This window comes from Pseudomonas salicis (assembly GCF_057128705.1).
In genome coordinates this window covers 446,241-465,110 of the sequence record NZ_JBSKHU010000005.1, presented here as the reverse complement: position 1 = coordinate 465,110, position 18,870 = coordinate 446,241, and the positions used below count along the sequence as shown (strand labels likewise).

Below are 18,870 nucleotides of genomic sequence, written 5' to 3'. Positions count from 1 at the left end.
CCCGGGGCGTAATCAATCTGAACCTATATAATGGGCTGCAAGAGCGATCGACTTTATGTCGAACCTGGCCTGGCATTGCGCCAGGCCTGCGGCAGACAACGATCAGCGACCGGACATCTTATCGAGCAGCGCGCTCTTTTCTTCCAGCACTGCAGCCCGGCGAGCAATTTCTGCGCGGGCCGTGTCAATACGAGCACGTCCCGCTTCCACCGCAGCCTCGTGAGACTCAAAAAGTGTGTCTGGGGCGTACCACTTGCCCTTGATCGTTCGCTCGTACTGCCCGTCAGCCGTCGGACCCGCGAGCTCGACTTCAAGCACAGCAAAGCTCCGGGTTAGCACCCAGGCGGTGTAGGGGTAAATGCGCTCGTTAGGGTTCGGCCTCATGGCTCAGTCTCTCTATGAGGTGTGTGCAGGGCGCAGACGATCCACGTCGCACTTTTCAACATGAGCGAGGGCCTTGATCACCCAACGTCACACGAGCGCCCATGATACCGATCGCTGTATATATTTTCATATAGCGTAAACGTACAAGCGCTCAAATCGGCCATTCAGCCGCCATCATCAGATGATGCTTCGTCATCAAGAATGGAGAGGGAAACAGGAATGCCAGAAACGAAAAAAGCGCCCCGAAGGACGCTTTTTTGTTGGCTAGACGCGAATGACGCCAGAGCCTGTATTTTCTGCCCGGGTACTGCTGGGGCGAAAATGGTCGGGGTAAGGGGATTCGAACTCCTGACATCCTGCTCCCAAAGCAGGCGCGCTACCGGACTGCGCTATACCCCGATGAAACAGAGAAACACCCCGTAAGGTGTTCCTGAAGCGGGTGACGTAACTGACGTCACTCCCTAAGATTCAACCCGATGAAGCCAGGCCAAAAATGGTGGGTCGTGTGGGATTCGAACCTACGACCAATTGGTTAAAAGCCAACTGCTCTACCAACTGAGCTAACGACCCAAAAAATGGTCGGGGTAAGGGGATTCGAACTCCTGACATCCTGCTCCCAAAGCAGGCGCGCTACCGGACTGCGCTATACCCCGACGGTACTACCTCTGGAAATTGGCTCCGTGACCAGGACTCGAACCTGGGACCCAATGATTAACAGTCATTTGCTCTACCGACTGAGCTATCACGGAATTTCAATTTCAGATGCAGCGTTTGACGCGCTTCGACACAACAAATTCAGTACTTCTTTGCGAAACGAATCTCGCATCTACAACCCTGAATCTACTGCATTTTCAGCCTCTTCGACCTGTCTGCATCGCTGCGTTCACGTCTCTGAGGCGCGCTATTCTACATTCCCAGAAACAGGTGTCAACCCTCTAAATTGCTTTTAAGACAATGATTTGCGACTTTTTTTCGAGAAGGCCTTCGAGGGCCGAAAATCGCGGGATCGAGCCTGTTTCCGGGCGCGCATGAAAAAGGGCGCACCTCTTGGCGCGCCCTCCCATCCCCTTCTATATAGAAGCAGGCGATCAGACGAATGCGATTTCGTCGTTCTCCACCGTGCCCTTGATGCTGGTGCCTGGCATGAAACCTCCGGACAGGATCAACTGAGCCAGCGGGTTTTCGATCCAGCGCTGAATCGCACGCTTCAGTGGCCGTGCGCCATACACCGGGTCGTAACCGACCGCGATCAGTTTCTCCAGGGCTTCCGGCGTCAACTCCAGGCTCAGGTCGCGCTCTGCCAGACGCTGACGCAGGCGGCCAAGCTGAATGTCGGTGATACCGGCAATCTGGTCATGACCCAACGGCTCGAAAATCACCACCTCGTCGACCCGGTTGATGAACTCCGGACGGAAGTGCGTGCTGATGGCGTCCATCACCGCCGCACGTTGCGCCTCGCGGTCACCCACCAACTCCTGAATGCGCGCCGACCCCAGGTTGGAGGTCATGACGATCACCGTGTTGCGGAAATCGACAGTGCGACCGTGGCTGTCGGTCAGGCGTCCGTCTTCCAGCACCTGCAGCAGGATGTTGAAAACATCCGGATGGGCCTTCTCGACTTCGTCCAGCAGGATCACCGAATACGGCTTGCGACGCACAGCCTCGGTCAGGTAGCCGCCCTCTTCATAGCCGACGTAGCCCGGTGGCGCACCAATGAGGCGAGCCACGGAATGTTTCTCCATGAACTCGGACATATCGATGCGGACCATTGCCTCTTCGGTGTCGAACAGGAACTCGGCCAACGCCTTGCACAGTTCGGTCTTACCCACGCCGGTCGGGCCGAGGAACATGAACGAGCCGCTTGGGCGATTCGGGTCAGACAACCCAGCGCGCGACCGCCGCACGGCATTGGCCACGGCCACCACCGCTTCGTTCTGCCCGATCACGCGCTGGTGCAGCAGGCTTTCCATTTTCAGCAGCTTGTCGCGCTCGCCTTCGAGCATTTTCGACACGGGAATCCCGGTCCACTTCGACACGACCTCGGCGATTTCTTCCTCGGTTACTTTGCTGCGCAGGAGCTGGTTTTCCGGCTTGCCGTGCTGATCGACCATTTGCAGGCTGCGTTCCAGATCGGGAATCACGCCGTATTGCAATTCAGCCATACGGTTGAGATCGCCCCGACGACGCGCGGCTTCCAGTTCCTGACGCGACTGCTCGATCTTCTGCTGAATCTGCGCAGAACCGGTGACCTCGGCTTTTTCGGAGGTCCAGATTTCTTCGAGATCAGCGTACTCGCGCTCCAGTCGGACGATCTCTTCCTGAAGTTTTTCCAGACGCTTGATCGCGGCGTCATCGTCTTCCTTCTTCAGTGCCTGAGACTCAACCTTCAGCTGAATCAGGCGGCGCTCCAGGCGATCCAGCACTTCGGGCTTGGAGTCGATTTCCATGCGAATGCGGCTGGCGGCTTCGTCGATCAGGTCAATGGCTTTGTCGGGCAACTGACGATCCGTGATGTAACGGTGACTGAGCTTGGCCGCCGCGATGATCGCGCCGTCGGTGATCGCCACTTTATGGTGAACCTCGTAGCGCTCTTTCAGGCCGCGCAGGATCGCGATGGTGTCTTCTTCGCTCGGCTCATCCACCAACACTTTCTGGAAGCGCCGTTCGAGGGCCGCATCCTTCTCAATATATTGGCGGTATTCATTGAGGGTCGTCGCGCCCACGCAGTGCAACTCGCCTCGCGCCAACGCTGGCTTGAGCATATTGCCGGCGTCCATCGAGCCCTCGGCCTTGCCCGCACCGACCATGGTGTGCAGCTCGTCGATGAACAGAATGATCTGGCCTTCCTGCTTGGACAGCTCGTTCAGTACGGCTTTCAGGCGCTCTTCGAACTCGCCGCGAAATTTGGCACCGGCAATCAGCGCGCCCATGTCGAGCGACAGCAAACGCTTGCCACGCAGGCCATCCGGCACCTCGCCGTTGATGATGCGTTGAGCGAGACCTTCGGCAATCGCGGTTTTACCCACGCCTGGCTCGCCGATCAGCACCGGGTTGTTCTTGGTGCGGCGTTGCAGGACCTGAATCGTCCGACGAATTTCGTCGTCACGGCCAATGACAGGATCGAGCTTGCCTTCTTCGGCGCGCTTGGTCAGATCGACGGTAAATTTATCCAGCGCCTGACGCGACTCTTCGGCATTCGGGTCGTTGACCGCATCACCGCCGCGCAGGTTGCTGATGGCGTTTTCCAACGCTTTTTTGCTCACGCCCTGGCCAAGCAGCAACTTGCCGAGCTTGCTGTTTTCGTCCATTGCGGCGAGCAGTACCAGTTCGCTGGAAATGAACTGATCACCTTTCTGTTGGGCCAGACGGTCCGCTTGATTGAGCAGACGCGCCAAGTCCTGCGACATGTTCACGTCGCCCGTCGGGTTTTGAATTTTCGGCAGTTGGTCGAGTTCTTTGCTCAACGCCTTGCGCAGGCTGTTGATGTCGAAGCCGACTTGCAGCAGCAGGGGTTTGATCGAACCACCCTGCTGTTCGAGCAACGCCTGCATCAAGTGCGCGGGCTCGATGGCGGGATGGTCCATGCCCACCGCCAACGATTGGGAATCGGATAAAGCGAGCTGAAGTTTGCTGGTTAAACGGTCAATACGCATTGGTCACCTTCCTAATGGGCAGGCCGGAGCAATGAACACACCTTAATAAAGAAAACCTGCCAGATAGCCCTTAGATGTGGCCGATTTAACAGGATTCAAGCGGCGGGCGCTTGACACAGAACAACATTAGCTGGCGAGAAGGGTTTAGGAGAGGAAATCGAAGATGGTCGGACTGGAATACAAAACCTGTGGGAGCGAATTTATTCGCGAAGGTCGGTCAGGCAACGGAGATGCGTAGGCCATACAACCTTATCGCGAATAAATTCGCTCCCACAGAATGAATCAGAAGTGAGTCAGGCAGACGGCGGGGATTCGATCCACACTAGCGACGCAAACCGACCTGTGCGTGCGCCGCGACGATAGGAGAAAAAACGCTCGTCGTTGTAGGTCGACAACCCGCCGCCATACACCGCCGTCACACCATGGGCCGCCAAACGCAGGCGCGCCAGTTGGTAGATGTCGGCCATGAACTTGCCGTCGTTGACGCTCGGCACGAAGGCTTCGGCCGTTTCGGGGTGCGACGCCATAAAGGCTTCGCGCACTTCCGGGCCGACCTCGAACGCTTGAGGACCGATGGCTGGCCCTAGCCAGACAAGGATGTCAGCAGGCGCATCGACGAAACTGTCGACCGCCGCTTCCAGCACACCCGCCGCCAAGCCGCGCCAACCCGCATGGGCCGCCGCAACTTGCGTACCCTGTCGATTACAAAACAGCCCAGGCAGGCAGTCAGCCGTCATGATCGTGCAGGCGATACCTGGCGTCTTGCTCCAGCTGGCATCCGCTTGCATCACATGAGCAGCCGAAGCCTCGACCACGTTGATGCCATGCACTTGCTTGAGCCATGCGGGCTGGATGTTCAAAGCGGTCGTGAGTGTCGAACGATTCTGCGCAACGGCATCAGGATCGTCATCGACATGATCCCCAAGGTTGAAACTGTCGAACGGCGCCACGCTGACGCCGCCCGATCGAGTGGTGACGCACGCTTTTATCCCCACCGGCGCAGGCCAGTCGGGAATCAGCCAGTCCGCCACGAACTCACTCATCCGATGAACGCCTCACGATCCTGCTTCAACAGCGACAGCAGCCAGTTGAAGTCCTCTGGCAGTGGCGACTCCCAGCCCATGCGCTGACCGGTCGTCGGATGATCCAGCTCCAGGAAGCGCGCGTGCAGGGCCTGACGCGGGAAATGCTTCAACGATTCAACCATGGTCTGGCTGGCCGCTGGCGGAATGCGGAAGCGACCGCCGTAGGCCGGATCGCCCACCAACGGGAAGTTGATGTGCGCCATGTGCACGCGAATCTGGTGAGTACGACCGGTTTCCAGCTTGACCCGCACGTGGGTGTGGGACCGGAAACGCTCCAGCACGCGGTAATGACTGACCGCAGGCTTGCCGCCTTCCATCACGGCCATGCGCTGACGCTGCTGGCCATGGCGCCCGATCGGGGCGTTGATCTTGCCGCCAGCGGTGACCACGCCGATCACGATGCACTCGTAGATCCGGCTGACCGAGCGCTTCTGCAATTGGGTGACCAGTTGGGTCTGTGCCTGAATGGTCTTGGCCACCACCATCAAACCGGTGGTGTCCTTGTCCAGACGGTGCACGATGCCCGCACGCGGGACATTGATGATGTCCGGCACATGGTGCAGCAGCGCGTTGAGCAGGGTGCCGTCGGCATGGCCTGCCGCCGGGTGCACAACCAGCCCGGCCGGTTTGTTGATCACCAGAATCTGGTCGTCTTCATAGACGATGTCCAGTTCGATGTCCTGGGCCACCCATTCACCTTGGGCCTCTTGCTCGGCCTTGAGGACCAATTCGGCGCCGCCATGCACGATGTCACGCGGGCGCAGTACGCCTCCGTCCACAGTCAGGCGGCCGTCTTTGATCCAGGCGGAAAGGCGCGAGCGCGAATGCTCGGCGAAGAGTTGGGCGGCGACTTGGTCGAGGCGTTGACCGCCCAATTCGGACGGCACCTCTGCGCGAAGTTCAATGATCTCAGACATGCTCAAACTAGGAGGTGGCACTGGCCTTTGGTTTCGGCTGTGCGCTTGTGGTTAAATACGGCGTCTTTTGTCCCGGGGGTTCCACGGGGCGCCCATCATAACAGGACGGTCCTGCGCAAGACAGCAGGCCGTTATAGGGACGCAAGCCGCCATGCAAGTGAAACACCTGCTGCTGATAGCCATCCTCGGACTTACCGCTGCCTGTTCTTCGAAGAAAGAAGTCATCGACGAAAACCTCAGCGAAGTCGAGCTGTACCAGCAGGCGCAGGCCGATCTGGACAACAACAGCTACAACAGCGCGAGCGAAAAACTCAAGGCGCTGGAATCCCGCTACCCGTTTGGTCGTTATGCCGACCAGGCCCAGCTGGAACTGATCTACGCCAACTATAAGAATGGTGAGCCCGAGGCTGCGAAATCCGCCGCCGAGCGCTTCATTCGTCTGCACCCGCAGCACCCGAACGTCGACTACGCCTACTACCTGAAAGGCCTGACCTCGTTCGACCAGGACGTGGGCATCATTGCGCGCTTCCTGCCGCTGGACCAGACCAAGCGCGACCCTGGCGCCGCTCGCGACTCTTACAACGAGTTCGCCCAGCTGACCAGCCGCTACCCGAACAGCCGCTACGCGCCGGACGCCAAGCAGCGCATGATTTATCTGCGCAACCTGCTGGCCGCCTATGAAATCCACGTGGCCGACTACTACCTGACTCGTCAAGCGTACGTCGCTGCGGTGAACCGTGGCCGCTACGTGGTGGAAAACTTCCAGGAAACCCCATCGGTCGGCGACGGCCTGGCGGTGATGGTCGAAGGCTATCAGCGCCTGCACCTGGACGATCTGGCCGACACCAGCCTGCAAGTCCTGAAAGCCAACTACCCGGACCACCCACAGCTGGCCGATGGCAAATTCAGCGCTCGCACCCCCGATCCGGACAACCGTTCGTGGCTGTCGAAAGCAACGCTGGGCCTGATCGAAAGCCGTCCGCCGCTTCCACCGGGAGAGACCCGCGCCAACCAGGACGTGATCAAGCAGTACCAGGACGCGAAGGACGCCATTCCGCCAGAGCTGTTGCCTGAGAACCAGAGCGAAGAGAAGAAAAACACTGACGATGACGGCACCCCGAAAAGCCGCTCGATCTTCAGCTACATGACCTTTGGCTTGTTCGACTGATTCAGTCGCGGCGTTTGCGTCACACAAAGAGAGGTCCTACGGGACCTCTTTTTCATTTCCGACACACTGGAACGGTGTTGCTCACTGTGCGCCCGCCAGCGCCTTGGCTACACTGCGACATCTTCACTGACTAAGCTGGTAAACATGATTCGCTTGATTATGTGGGTCGCCCTGATCATGGCGGCGATCTGGTTCTTCAAACGCTTGACCAAAGGTCCGGCCCCTCGCCCGAAACCCGCCGCGCCTGAAATCGACGCGGCGCCGATGGTGCGTTGCGCGCAATGTGGCGTTCACGTTCCTCGCGATCGCGCGTTGAGCCAAGGTCAGCAATGGTATTGCACCGAAGCCCATCGGCTTCAGGGCCCTGCCGCCCGTGACCGCTGAAACCCTTTCGCTGGCCACCCCTCAGGCCCAGCGCATCCTGCGGTTGTATCACCTCTATCGCCTGAGCATTGGCATCCTGCTGGTGCTGCTGATTTCCAGCAGCCTGGACGCCGAACTGCTGGAGCTGGCGGATATCGAACTGTTTCGCACCGGCTGCTGGCTGTATCTGGTGTTCAACATCCTGGTGGTGGTGCTGCTTGAACGACCGACCCGTCAAGGGCAACTGTTCACACTGGCCACAACCGACGCGATCATGCTCTGCGCGCTGTTCTACGCGGGCGGTGGCGCGCCGAGTGGAATTGGCAACCTGATCGTCGCGTCGGTCGCGATCAGTAATGTCTTGCTGCGCAAGCGCACAGGCCTGCTGATCGCCGCCATTTCCGCGATTGGCATCATTTACCTGACCTTCTACATCAGCTATCACAAGCCTGCTGCGGCCAATCACTTCGTTCAGGCCGGCTCCCTGGGTGCGCTGTGTTTCGCGGCAGCCCTGTTGGTGCAGACCCTGGCCAGACGCTTGCAGGTAAGCGAAGACATCGCCGAACAACGTGCCGCCGATGTCGACAACCTTGAAGAGCTCAACGCGCTCATCCTTGAACGCATGCGCACGGGCATTCTGGTGCTGGACGCCGATCACAAGGTGCTGCTGGCCAATCACAGCGCGCTCACGTTGTTGGGTCACGAGCGCCTGCTGGGGGAGGCCATCGATCTGTACTCGCCCCAACTGGTGGAGCGGCTGCGGCAATGGCAAATCAACTCGTCGATGATCCCGCGCAGCATGACCACGTCGGCGATCGGCCCCGTGTTGCGCCCCGGCTTCATCGCCCTGACTCGCGGGCACCAGCGCCACACCCTGGTGTTTCTCGACGATCTTTCGCAAATATCCCAGCAGGCCCAGCAACTCAAGCTCGCCGCCCTGGGTCGGCTGACGGCTGGCATTGCCCATGAAATTCGCAACCCCCTGGGCGCGATCAGCCACGCCGCCCAGCTGCTGCATGAATCCGAGGAACTGGCGGCGCCGGACCGGCGTCTCAGTCAGATCATTCAAGATCAATCGCGACGGATGAATCTGGTGATCGAGAACGTCTTGCAGCTGTCCCGCCGACGTCAGACCGAACCGCACCTGCTCGACCTCCGGCAGTGGCTCGAACACTTCGTCGCCGACTTCCGCAGTCGACTGCCGACCGATCAGTCCCTGCATGTCGAGATCGGTTTCGGCACCCTCACTACCCGCATGGACGCCGAACAACTCCAGCAGGTCATGACCAACCTCGTGCAGAACGGCCTGCGCTACAGCGGCCAATTGCATGAGCGTGCGCAGGTCTGGCTGAGGCTGTTTCATGATGCCCACAGCGACCTGCCAAGCCTTGAAGTGCTGGACGATGGCCCCGGCGTCGCGGCCGAGCACCTGTCGAAAATCTTCGAGCCGTTTTTCACCACGGAAAGCAAAGGCACGGGGCTGGGGCTGTACCTTTCGCGAGAATTGTGCGAAAGCAATCAGGCGAACCTGGATTACACACCACGGGAAGGTGGCGGCAGTTGTATGCGGGTCACCTTCGCCCATCCGTTCAAATTGAGTTGAACATGAGCCAACGGCAAAAAATCCTGATCGTCGATGACGAGCCCGACATTCGTGAACTGCTGGAAATCACGCTGGGCCGGATGAAACTGGACACCCGCAGCGCGCGGAACGTCAAGGAAGCACAAGACTGGTTGGCCCGCGAGCCCTTCGACCTGTGCCTGACCGACATGCGCCTGCCCGACGGCAACGGCCTGGAACTCGTGCAACACATTCAGAAACGTCACGCGCAGGTGCCCGTGGCGATGATCACCGCTTTCGGCAGCCTCGACACCGCGATTCATGCGCTCAAGGCCGGTGCCTTCGACTTCCTCACCAAACCCGTGGATTTGGGACGACTGCGCGAACTGGTGGGCAGCGCGTTGCGTCTGCACAAATCGCCGCTCAATGAAAACAGCATCGACAACCGACTGCTTGGCACTTCCCCGCCGATGCAGGCGCTGCGCAAACAGATCAGCAAGCTGGCACGCAGTCAGGCGCCGATTTACATCAGCGGCGAATCCGGCAGCGGTAAAGAACTGGTGGCGCGCCTGATCCATGAACAAGGCCCGCGCATCGACAAGCCGTTCGTGCCGGTCAACTGCGGCGCGATTCCAAGCGAATTGATGGAAAGCGAATTCTTCGGCCATCGAAAAGGCAGCTTCACTGGCGCCCACGAAGACAAGCCGGGACTGTTTCAGGTGGCCAACGGCGGCACCTTGTTTCTGGACGAAGTGGCTGACTTGCCATTGGCCATGCAGGTCAAGCTGCTGCGCGCGATCCAGGAAAAATCCGTACGCCCGGTCGGGGGCCAGCAGGAACAAGTGGTGGATGTTCGCGTTCTGTGCGCCACCCACAAAGACCTCAGCGTCGAAGTGGCGGCCCAGCGTTTCCGACAGGACCTCTACTACCGCCTCAACGTCATCGAACTTCGCGTCCCCCCACTGCGCGAACGCCGCGAAGACATTGAAGACATCGCCAATAACGTCCTTCGTCGTCTCGCTGAAAACGCCACCCTGCCCCCTGCCCGCCTGGCGCCTCAGGCGTTGAGCGCGCTGAGGAGCTACCGCTTTCCCGGCAACGTCCGCGAACTGGAAAACATGCTCGAACGGGCTTACACCCTTTGCGAAAACGACCAGATCAACGCCGACGACCTGCGCCTCGCCGAGCCGGTCAGCACCTCGGAACAAGACGGCCCGAGCCTCGCCGACATCGACAATCTGGAAGACTACCTGGAAAGCATCGAACGCAAGCTCATCCTTCAGGCGCTGGAAGAGACGCGCTGGAACAGAACGGCAGCGGCGCAGCGGTTGAACCTGACGTTCAGGTCGATGCGGTATCGATTGAAGAAGCTGGGGTTGGAGTAACGCTGAGAAAGGTCCCAAATTGGGTCCGATCATTCCCAATGTGGGAATGATCGTTCTTGATGCAACAACTGTCGTGAAAAGGTTAGCGGGACAGGCGTCCCTCAGGCGCATATGGCGCAGGATCAATGATCGGCGCATTGCCCGTCAGCAAGTCGGCCAGCAGCTGACACGATGCAGGCGCCAGCACCAGGCCGTTGCGGAAATGCCCGCAGTTCAGCCACAGCCCTTCATGATTCGGCACTCGCCCAATGAACGGGATGCCCTCCGGCGAGCCCGGTCGCAGGCCCGCCCAATGCCCCATTACTTCAGCGTCGGCCAAGGCCGGGATCAACTCCACCGCCGAGGCTTTCAGACTTTCGAGCGCGGTGTTGGTCGGCGTCTTATCATAGCCTTCATATTCCAGCGTGCTGCCGATCAGGATATGCCCGTCGCGGCGGGGGATCGCGTAGCGGCCTTTGGCGAGGATCATGCTCGGCAGAAAATCCGCGTCGCACTTGTACAAAATCATCTGGCCTTTCACAGGCTCAACAGGCAGCTCCAGACCGAGTTTGCCCAGTAGATCGCCGCTCCAGGCGCCTGCCGCCAAGACCACGCTATCACCCAGGATATCGCCTGCAGAGGTGCTCACGCCGATGATCCGGTCGGCATCGCGCACGAAATCGCTGACTTCGCATTGCTCATGGATCGTCACGTTAGGCAGGGCCTGCAAAGCGGCTTTGAGCGACTTCACCAGCCGAGGATTGCGCACGTTGGCGATGTCGGCCATGTGAATGGCGCGTGAGTATCCGCCGCCCAGCACCGGCACCGCATCGTAGACCGCCGAGATGTCCACCGGGCGCAGAGGCCGGTTCAAGCGTTGCGCCCACTCAAGCGCTTGCGGCTCGTCGTCCAGGTCCAGCCAGTACAGGCCGGTCATGTGGACTTCCGGGTCGATGCCGGTGGCCGCCAACAGGCGCTCGGCCAGACGTGGATAAAAATCCTGAGACCAATGCGCCAGCGCCGTCACTGCCGGACTGTAGCGCCAGGGATAAAGCGGCGAAACGATGCCGCCACCCGCCCACGAAGACTCCTGCCCAACCCCAGCCCGCTCCAGCACCACGACGCTTTGCGCCTTGGCGGCGAGATTGAAGGCAGTCAATAGACCAATGACACCACCACCGACGATTACCACGTGTTGCCCGGACATGCAGAACCCGATCATCAAGAGAAAATAAACGCCGGTTTCCGCCTGCCATGGTGCAGACAAACCGACTCCATAAAGGCTCGAAAACACCACCGTGCCACTGGTCCGCCGAATATCTCCGACCATCCACTACATAGCGACTTCGAACCTTAGTAGTATCACCATATTTCAAACGAAAAATGGAATTTCCTCGATGGATTTCAGCTCTGGCATTACGCGCCCGAATTCGCGTCGCAGCTGGCAAGGTCCTCTTGGGGGCAAAAGCGGCGGGTTTACCTTGATCGAATTGATGGTGGTCGTTGTGATCATGGGGATTTTTGCTGCGATTGCGGTGCCGAGTTTTTCAGGAGTGCTGCATCGCAACAGCGTCAGAGCTGCCTCCGACGAATTCTATGATTTGCTGCAGTACGCCCGGGCCGAGGCGGTTACCCGAGGCACTTTCGTGAATATAAGTGCTGCTACAGGCACGACCAACATCATCGTGGCATTGGGATCAGATGGAAAAGGCACCAAGCTAAGGCAAGTTGGCTCAACGGGACTTCAGGCTGGGACCACCATCAACTCAACCGTTAACAGTCTCTACTTCTCCCCGACTGGCACGGCGTCGACGACGGCTTGCTTTCAGGTGCTCTACCCGACCGACACCGCTGTCGCAGCGCAGTATGTGACGTTGTTGAGCAGTGGACGCGTGAACCCTCCGGTCACGGCCAAACCGGGAGGATGCTGATGAACGCTTTCCTTCCCCGTCGTAGCGCCGGATTCAGCCTGATCGAAGTGCTGGTAAGTCTGCTCATCACGGCAATCGGCGTTCTGGGCATGGTGGGTCTACAAAGTAAGGCCATTCCGTACACACAAGACTCGGTGCAGCGGAATACCGCCATGATGCTAGCGGATGATTTGGTGGACATCATTCGCACGTCTGGCAGCTGTACTACGGCGAACAGTTGCGTGACTGCGCCTGGCTCCGACTTTCCGGCCAAGCCGGGTAGTTGCAATCCAACACCGGCGACACTCGCGGGTCAAATCGGATGCTGGCAAGACCAAGCAAGCCGCGCATTACCAGGTGCCGACAAACTGCTTAATACTTCTTTTTATATTTGTCGCAGCGCTTCCCCTCGCGACACTTCCGCGTGCGGTACTGCCGCCAACAGTGAAATCGAAATTCAACTGGCCTGGACTGTGAAAAATGCAGCCGAGTGCATGGACAAGGACGTATCGGGTACGAATACAACGTGTACCTACCGCATCAGGACCCGTCTGCCATGAGATGTAGTGCCAACTTATCCCCCTCGCGCGGCACACAACGCGGCCTGTCACTCATCGAGCTGATGGTCGCGATGGTGATCGGCTTGATTCTGATTCTGGGCGTGACGCAGATCTTCATTAACAATCAGAAGAGCTATCTGTTCCAACAAGGCCAGATGGGTAATCAGGAAAACAGTCGCTTTGCGCTGGCACTGCTGAACCAGGAGCTCTCCAAGGCTGGCTACCGCAGCAAGCCGATCAGAACCTTCCCTGCTGGCTCCGGGCAAGGCTGCACCTTTCCCGAAGGTGCAGCGGTGGTCGCTGCAGGCGCGAACGCACTGTGCATTCGCTACCAGGCGGCCAACAAAGGCGATGTGAATTGCCAGGGCACGGCCCTCGCAGGCGGAGACCAAGACACGATCATTACCCCTTACGGTCAGAACAACCCAATTGTCGTTGAGAAGATTTCGTACGACTCAGGGAGCAGCTCAATCCTGTGTTCATCGGGAAGCACGCCTCAACAATTGGTGACAGGAGTCGCGGCGTTGAATTTCGACTATGGCTCGGGCCAGTCAGATCTCAAGACAGTCAGCGGCTATAGCACGACGCCGGGCGGGACGATTGGCGCAGTGCGCTACACGATTCTGATGATGAGCCCCGGGAGTTCTTCTCTGAGAGACACAGCGGCTGCATCACAAGCCTTAACGGAGTGGAAAAACAGATTTGGCTCAAGCCCCGTTGAGACCAATCAGATCTACCAGATCGTCCAGGGTACGACCATGATCAGGAATCAGATGCAATGAGACTTTTTATGGGGAGTGCACCGGCGACAATCCGCTGCCATCAAGCCGGGGCAACATTGCTCGTTGCGATCATGATGCTGTTGATCATCACCCTGCTGGCGCTGTCCAGCATGCGCGGTGTATCGCTGGAGTCACGCATCACTGGCAATCTTAAAAATCAGAAAACGCTGTTCAATGCGGCGGAAGGTGCTTTAAGGATCGGCGAAAACAGTATCAGCACAACCAAAGCGCCTTCCCTCGATGCCGCCTGTATCAAGACCTCGTGCTTGCGCTGGAGCCTGAAAGATCTGGCGGTAACCGATGGCAAAGACACCGTCACACGTTTCGGAACAGCCGATAACGGCACAAATACGACCAAGCTGGTGACCAACTACGACGTCAAGGTGCAATGGTATGTAGTCGATCTGGGCAACCTGGTGGGTTACAGCCAAGGTACTTGTGCTGCCATGGGTTGCGGTCCGCACCACTACGAAATCAATGCATGCGCGTCCGCCACCAGTTATTGCACCGAGAACACAACCGATCAACGCGTCATCCTGCGCACTGTCATTGCACGGTATTACTAATGAACATTCGCCAGTCCCTGGCCGTCAAGAAGTCGGCCAACGCAGTGAAGCTGGTTGCAGCCTTGATGGCAGCTTTGGGCCTGTCCAGTCCTTCGGCCCAGGCGGCCGTGAGCCAGGTGCCCGCGCAGGTTCCGTTGTTCGTCAACGACTCAGTGCCGCCGCTGAACATGTTGATCGTGGGGCGCGACCACAAATTGTTTTTTCCTGCGTATAACGATGCGTCCGATCTGGACGGCGACGGCTCAATTGAAATTCGCTACAAGCCTTCGATTACTTATCTGGGCTACTTCGACTCCAATGTGTGCTACAGCTACGGCGGTTCTTATTTCAGCGCTGCCGATATAGTGGTTTCCGACGCCGCCGGCAACACTAAAAAGTGCACAGGCAAGGCTGGGGCATGGAGCGGGAACTACCTCAACTACCTGACCACCTCGCGTGCCGATGCATTGCGAAAAGTACTGTACGGCGGTTATCGGAGCACCGATACGAGCAGCCAGACCATCCTGGAGCGCGCCTACATTCCGACCGACGCTCACACATGGGGTAAGGAATACAACGGTTCAAGCGCCGACGCTGATGGCTACAACTTGAATGACTACACGCCGTTTTCCAATCCCCCCACTGGCAGTCGGGCACTGTTCGCCAATAACACGCAGTCGACGTCGACCGGACCACTCCTGCGAGTTGTCCCAAGCGTTGCCAACCTTCGAATATCCGGCTGGGTTTCGCGAGAGGTGACTCAGGGTGGCGCCAAGGCGAATGACACGGCGTTCAAGGAAGTCGATCTCACCAGTCAGATACAGGACTTCATCGTTCGGGTCGAAGTGTGCAAAAAAGACACCTCCGATAAAAAAATACCCTTGGAGAGCAACTGCAAGCTTTACCCTAATGGCAACTACAAGCCGACCGGCATCCTTCACGATTACGGTGAAGGGAACCAGATGTACTTTGGCTTGATGACAGGCACCTACTCGAACAACCTTCAGGGCGGCGCGGTTCGCAAGGCTATCAGCAGTTTTGCCAACGAAGTCGATACATCGACTGGCATCTTCGGCACGAAAAACTCTGTAGGCTCCGGCTACACCAAGGGCGGGATTATTGGCACGCTCGATAACCTGAAGATTTCAAAAGGGGCGTGCTCGACACAAGGTAACTCCATCACGAATGGCACTTGCCAAGATTGGGGTAACCCGTTGGCCGAAATGATGTTCGAAACCCTTCGCTATTTCAGCGGAGTGGGCAGTGACGGTAAGGCAGTTCCACCCACTTCCGGATATTTGTCAGGGCTGAGCGATGGAACCTTGGGTCTCAGCGGCCTGAGCAGCTGGTTCGACCCCTATTCTGCGACTCCAGACCAAAACGCAACCAACCCGACTTATCCCAGCTGCTCCAAGCCGTTCATGACGCTGTTTAGCGACATCAACCCTACCTACGATTCTGATCTCCCGGGCAGTGCATACCCTACCGTCAGCCCCCCGTCCGCTACCCCTGTTTTGCAAGACTTCAAGGCCGGTACGCTTGGACAAAAGATCTGGAACAGTGACGTCGGTGCTGGAAACAAAAACATAAACATCGGGCAGACGCCAAGCAGCTATGACAGCGGCACCAACCCGCTTCTACCAAACCCGACCTATGACGACCTGGCGCCAACCGCCAAGAGCGCTTCCAGCTTTGGCAACATTCGCGGCCTGCCAGAAGAGCCCGCCAAACAGGGCACGTTCAACGCGGGTGCAGTCGCCTACTTTGGAAACACCTACCCAATTACTTCGCTGGGTAGCCAGAAAGTCCAGACGTTCTCAATCGCACTGTCCTCAACACTTCCTCGTATTCAAATGCCCGTGGGAAGCGGCACGATCACAGTCCTGCCTTATGGCAAGGTGGTCAATACAAATGGCGTCACCGAGCAGATCACTGGCTTTTATATCGACTCCCTTTACAACATGCCGGGACAACCTGCTAATCCCAACGTGAACGGGGGGCGCGCCCAGGCTGTCTTCCGCGTCGTGTTCGACGACAGCGGACAAGGCGGCGACTACGACATGGACGCCATTGTGCTCTATACCGTGTCTGTCGTTAGAACAGGAACAGTCGACACACTGGATGTCAGGCTGGAAACGGTTTATGCCCAAGCGGGATACGAATCGCACATGGGCTACACCATTTCCGGCACGACGCAAGACGGTATCTACCTGGAGGTCACGGGCGGAGGCAGCGGAAACCAGCATTACGCATTGGATACTCCAAACAGTCAGTTGCCAAACTCCTGTTCGGCGGGTTGCACAGGTACAGGCACACTGCTCCCTGGCATGAAATCGGGCAGCACCGTGGTGAACGGCGCGACTTTCAAGACTCGTAACTTCACGCCGTCCTCTTCACGATCAGTGACGAACCTTTTGGACCCCCTCTGGTATGCCGCTAAATGGGGTGGATTCGGCGATAAAAATAATACAAAAGACAGCGTACCCGTTGCGGGCCAATGGGACTCGAACAAAGCCGGTACACCTGACAATTACTTCCTTGTGAGCAGTGCCTCAACGCTCAAAGCTCAATTGCAGGCAGCGTTCAGCCAGATTCTGCAAAAAAACAGCTCTGTAGCGCCGCCATCTGCTGCACCGCTATCCAACTCCGGCTCAGCTGTCACGTACAACGGAAGTTTCAACGTCACTCTCTGGAGTGGCGACCTTACCAAATCGACAAGCACCTATGATTCAACCAATAACACCAGAGGCACCACACTGGAGTGGACGGCTGCGGATAACGTTCCGACGGCGGACAAACGGAATATCAAGATAGCCAACGCCGCCGGAAACGACTTGGTGGACTTTAGCTACGCCAACCTTGCCAATCGCAGCTTCGCAAGTAAAAACTGGCAGAACTCTTCAACGACAACCACGGCTAACGGATTGCTCTCCAGTAGCCAGGTATCATTCCTCAGGGGTGACCGCTCTCTGGAAGGGAGTACTTTCCGTAGACGCTTTAAACTGCTGGGGGACATCGTAGATTCCGCCCCTCTGGTGGTCGACTCATCTACCTTCATTACAACGATGGGAGACTTTTTGAGCGGGGCCACCAGTTACGCAGCTTTTCAGACCAAAGCGAGCAGCCGACGCCCACAAGTCTATGTCGGTGCCAACGACGGTATGCTGCATGCGTTTGACGCCGCCACTGGCGCAGAGACGTTTGCCTTCATTCCTTCTGCCGTCGTGGAAAACCTCCCCGCATTAACGAATAAAACGTACAACACTGACTCCTCCCAGCACCGTTTCTTTGTTGATGGCAGCATGGTCACATCGGACGTCTACTTCAAAAGTGACACAAGCTGGCATACCGTACTGATTGGCACGCTCGGCGCAGGTGGTAAAGAGGTATTTGCGCTCGACGTGACTGACCCGGACAGCATCAAACTGCTTTGGGAGTTTACAGCCCAGTCCGACACGGACCTGGGGTACACGTTCTCGACGCCCTCCATCGTAAAACTGCACTCCGGTGAATGGGGCGCAGTGTTTGGCAGCGGATACAACGGCAATAACGGCAACGCCAGTCTATTTATCCTTAATGCGCAGACAGGGGTTCAAATTGCCAAACTCAAGGTGCCCGACAGCGATCCTAAGGTCGATAATGGCCTTTCCACCCCTGTCATCCTCGATACGAATTCAGACGGTATCGCGGACTACGCGTACGCGGGGGATCTGCTGGGTAATCTCTGGCGCTTCGATCTGATCAAACCAGGTTCGTTGACAGAGGACACGTCGGCGAGCAGCTATAAAGTTTCGTTCAGTGGCAAACCTTTATTCACCGCGGCCGCACCCACTGCAGGCGCAGCAGCTCAGTCGATCACCACTCAGCCGCTGGTTGCACCTCATCCCACGAGCGATGGCGCCCTGGTCATTTTCGGAACAGGCCGTTACTTCACGTCAGGTGACAAGTCCACCACCGATCTTCAGTCGGTCTACGGTATCTGGGATCCGCTGAACCAAGGGCAAACAGCAACCACGCCTGCGGGAGCGACTGCGAGTAAACCGTTGAGCAGAGCCAGCTTACAGGCCCAGACTGTGTCTGCTGTCAACGGCACTATTGGCACCGCGACTAACTTGCGGACGATCACTCGTAATGGTGTCGACTGGACCAGCAAGTACGGTTGGTACCTTGACTTGCAAACAGGCACTGCGGCGACGGGTGAGCGAGTGGTAGACCCGTTGGTAATCAAGGGTAGCGTGTTATCGGTTACCACGCGCACTCCCATCTCTGGTGTCTGCGAAGCGGGTGTTCAGGGTAAGACACTCAGTCTGGACCCTAATACTGGCGGGTTGAATCCGTACTCCGTCTTTGACTTCAATCGCAATGGCGTCATTGACAGTGGAGACACTGTGGGCGGCACTATCATCGCCGGATTCGATACCGTTGCAGGAGGATTCAGCATCATCTCCGGAGTCGGACCGTCGGGGCTTTCTACGATGTACCGCAGTGATGGCGCGAGCAGCGCTATCGATATGTTTACCGGCTTTCAGTACAACGGCCGCCAAACCTGGCGTGTGATTCCTTCACCATAAGAAACGA

Annotated in this window: 14 protein-coding genes and 4 tRNA genes; 9 read left to right on the top strand and 9 right to left on the bottom strand. The window is 57.9% G+C overall.

What is annotated here, in order from left to right:
* Nucleotides 1-102: 102 nt before the first annotated feature.
* The 8 genes from ACWKWE_RS20570 to rluD form a co-directional block, all read right to left on the bottom strand.
* Nucleotides 103-318: a hypothetical protein gene (locus ACWKWE_RS20570; RefSeq protein ID WP_166597121.1), complete on the bottom strand. Its 216-nt coding sequence runs from the start codon at nt 316-318 to the stop codon at nt 103-105.
* A 388-nt stretch (nt 319-706) separates the two neighbouring features.
* A tRNA-Pro gene (locus ACWKWE_RS20565) sits at nt 707-783 on the bottom strand.
* A 95-nt stretch (nt 784-878) separates the two neighbouring features.
* A tRNA-Lys gene (locus ACWKWE_RS20560) sits at nt 879-954 on the bottom strand.
* Nucleotides 955-960: 6 nt separating this feature from the next.
* Nucleotides 961-1,037 (bottom strand) — tRNA-Pro (locus ACWKWE_RS20555).
* A 20-nt stretch (nt 1,038-1,057) separates the two neighbouring features.
* Nucleotides 1,058-1,133: transfer RNA gene (locus ACWKWE_RS20550), tRNA-Asn, on the bottom strand.
* A 339-nt stretch (nt 1,134-1,472) separates the two neighbouring features.
* On the bottom strand, nt 1,473-4,037 hold the full coding sequence (gene clpB, locus ACWKWE_RS20545; RefSeq protein WP_166597122.1) for an ATP-dependent chaperone ClpB: 2,565 nt from the start codon (nt 4,035-4,037) through the stop codon (nt 1,473-1,475).
* 293 nt (nt 4,038-4,330) lie between these two features.
* A complete protein-coding gene (gene pgeF, locus ACWKWE_RS20540; protein WP_483851635.1) occupies nt 4,331-5,068 on the bottom strand; it encodes a peptidoglycan editing factor PgeF in 738 nt (245 codons plus the stop codon).
* An 8-nt stretch (nt 5,069-5,076) separates the two neighbouring features.
* A complete protein-coding gene (rluD, locus tag ACWKWE_RS20535; RefSeq protein ID WP_166597123.1) occupies nt 5,077-6,039 on the bottom strand; it encodes a 23S rRNA pseudouridine(1911/1915/1917) synthase RluD in 963 nt (320 codons plus the stop codon).
* Nucleotides 6,040-6,190: 151 nt separating this feature from the next.
* On the opposite strand from rluD, the gene ACWKWE_RS20530 reads away from it, so the two are divergent.
* The 4 genes from ACWKWE_RS20530 (at nt 6,191) to ACWKWE_RS20515 (ending at nt 10,516) form a co-directional block, all read left to right on the top strand.
* Nucleotides 6,191-7,207, top strand: coding sequence for an outer membrane protein assembly factor BamD (locus ACWKWE_RS20530; RefSeq protein WP_166597124.1), 1,017 nt, complete (start codon nt 6,191-6,193; stop codon nt 7,205-7,207).
* Between the two features lie 144 nt (nt 7,208-7,351).
* The gene (locus ACWKWE_RS20525) at nt 7,352-7,591 is read left to right on the top strand and encodes a PP0621 family protein (RefSeq protein WP_256665328.1); all 240 of its coding nucleotides are present in this window, start codon (nt 7,352-7,354) and stop codon (nt 7,589-7,591) included.
* On the top strand, nt 7,581-9,173 hold the full coding sequence (locus tag ACWKWE_RS20520; RefSeq protein WP_166597125.1) for an ATP-binding protein: 1,593 nt from the start codon (nt 7,581-7,583) through the stop codon (nt 9,171-9,173). Before ACWKWE_RS20525 ends, ACWKWE_RS20520 begins: the two co-directional genes overlap by 11 nt.
* A 2-nt stretch (nt 9,174-9,175) precedes the next feature.
* Nucleotides 9,176-10,516: a sigma-54-dependent transcriptional regulator gene (locus tag ACWKWE_RS20515; RefSeq protein ID WP_483851530.1), complete on the top strand. Its 1,341-nt coding sequence runs from the start codon at nt 9,176-9,178 to the stop codon at nt 10,514-10,516.
* Between the two features lie 82 nt (nt 10,517-10,598).
* Here the strand turns inward: ACWKWE_RS20515 and thiO are convergent, their stop codons facing one another.
* The gene (gene thiO / locus ACWKWE_RS20510) at nt 10,599-11,702 is read right to left on the bottom strand and encodes a glycine oxidase ThiO (protein WP_483851634.1); all 1,104 of its coding nucleotides are present in this window, start codon (nt 11,700-11,702) and stop codon (nt 10,599-10,601) included.
* A 190-nt stretch (nt 11,703-11,892) separates the two neighbouring features.
* Here thiO and ACWKWE_RS20505 point away from each other — a divergent pair, with 190 nt between their 5' ends.
* The 5 genes from ACWKWE_RS20505 to ACWKWE_RS20485 are packed head-to-tail and all read left to right on the top strand — an operon-like array spanning nt 11,893 to nt 18,863.
* Nucleotides 11,893-12,426 (top strand): GspH/FimT family pseudopilin, encoded by a 534-nt coding sequence (locus ACWKWE_RS20505; RefSeq protein ID WP_166597127.1) that lies wholly within the window; start codon nt 11,893-11,895, stop codon nt 12,424-12,426.
* Nucleotides 12,426-12,965, top strand: a complete 540-nt coding sequence (gene pilV, locus ACWKWE_RS20500) for a type IV pilus modification protein PilV (RefSeq protein ID WP_166597128.1) — start codon at nt 12,426-12,428, stop codon at nt 12,963-12,965. The genes ACWKWE_RS20505 and pilV overlap by 1 nt, the downstream gene beginning before the upstream one ends.
* Nucleotides 12,962-13,747: a PilW family protein gene (locus tag ACWKWE_RS20495; protein ID WP_166597129.1), complete on the top strand. Its 786-nt coding sequence runs from the start codon at nt 12,962-12,964 to the stop codon at nt 13,745-13,747. The genes pilV and ACWKWE_RS20495 overlap by 4 nt, the downstream gene beginning before the upstream one ends.
* Nucleotides 13,744-14,313, top strand: a complete 570-nt coding sequence (locus tag ACWKWE_RS20490; protein WP_256665329.1) for a pilus assembly PilX family protein — start codon at nt 13,744-13,746, stop codon at nt 14,311-14,313. The genes ACWKWE_RS20495 and ACWKWE_RS20490 overlap by 4 nt, the downstream gene beginning before the upstream one ends.
* Nucleotides 14,313-18,863: a pilus assembly protein gene (locus ACWKWE_RS20485; protein WP_483851529.1), complete on the top strand. Its 4,551-nt coding sequence runs from the start codon at nt 14,313-14,315 to the stop codon at nt 18,861-18,863. Before ACWKWE_RS20490 ends, ACWKWE_RS20485 begins: the two co-directional genes overlap by 1 nt.
* Nucleotides 18,864-18,870: the final 7 nt, after the last annotated feature.

Excerpts from the sequence above, each read along its gene's own strand:
- clpB (WP_166597122.1), bottom strand. The coding sequence starts at position 4,037 with ATGCGTATTGACCGTTTAACCAGCAAACTTCAGCTCGCTTTATCCGAT.
- rluD (WP_166597123.1), bottom strand. The coding sequence starts at position 6,039 with ATGTCTGAGATCATTGAACTTCGCGCAGAGGTGCCGTCCGAATTGGGC.
- ACWKWE_RS20530 (WP_166597124.1), top strand. The coding sequence starts at position 6,191 with ATGCAAGTGAAACACCTGCTGCTGATAGCCATCCTCGGACTTACCGCT.
- ACWKWE_RS20525 (WP_256665328.1), top strand. The coding sequence starts at position 7,352 with ATGATTCGCTTGATTATGTGGGTCGCCCTGATCATGGCGGCGATCTGG.
- ACWKWE_RS20515 (WP_483851530.1), top strand. The coding sequence starts at position 9,176 with ATGAGCCAACGGCAAAAAATCCTGATCGTCGATGACGAGCCCGACATT.
- thiO (WP_483851634.1), bottom strand. The coding sequence starts at position 11,702 with ATGTCCGGGCAACACGTGGTAATCGTCGGTGGTGGTGTCATTGGTCTA.
- ACWKWE_RS20505 (WP_166597127.1), top strand. The coding sequence starts at position 11,893 with ATGGATTTCAGCTCTGGCATTACGCGCCCGAATTCGCGTCGCAGCTGG.
- pilV (WP_166597128.1), top strand. The coding sequence starts at position 12,426 with ATGAACGCTTTCCTTCCCCGTCGTAGCGCCGGATTCAGCCTGATCGAA.
- ACWKWE_RS20495 (WP_166597129.1), top strand. The coding sequence starts at position 12,962 with ATGAGATGTAGTGCCAACTTATCCCCCTCGCGCGGCACACAACGCGGC.
- ACWKWE_RS20490 (WP_256665329.1), top strand. The coding sequence starts at position 13,744 with ATGAGACTTTTTATGGGGAGTGCACCGGCGACAATCCGCTGCCATCAA.
- ACWKWE_RS20485 (WP_483851529.1), top strand. The coding sequence starts at position 14,313 with ATGAACATTCGCCAGTCCCTGGCCGTCAAGAAGTCGGCCAACGCAGTG.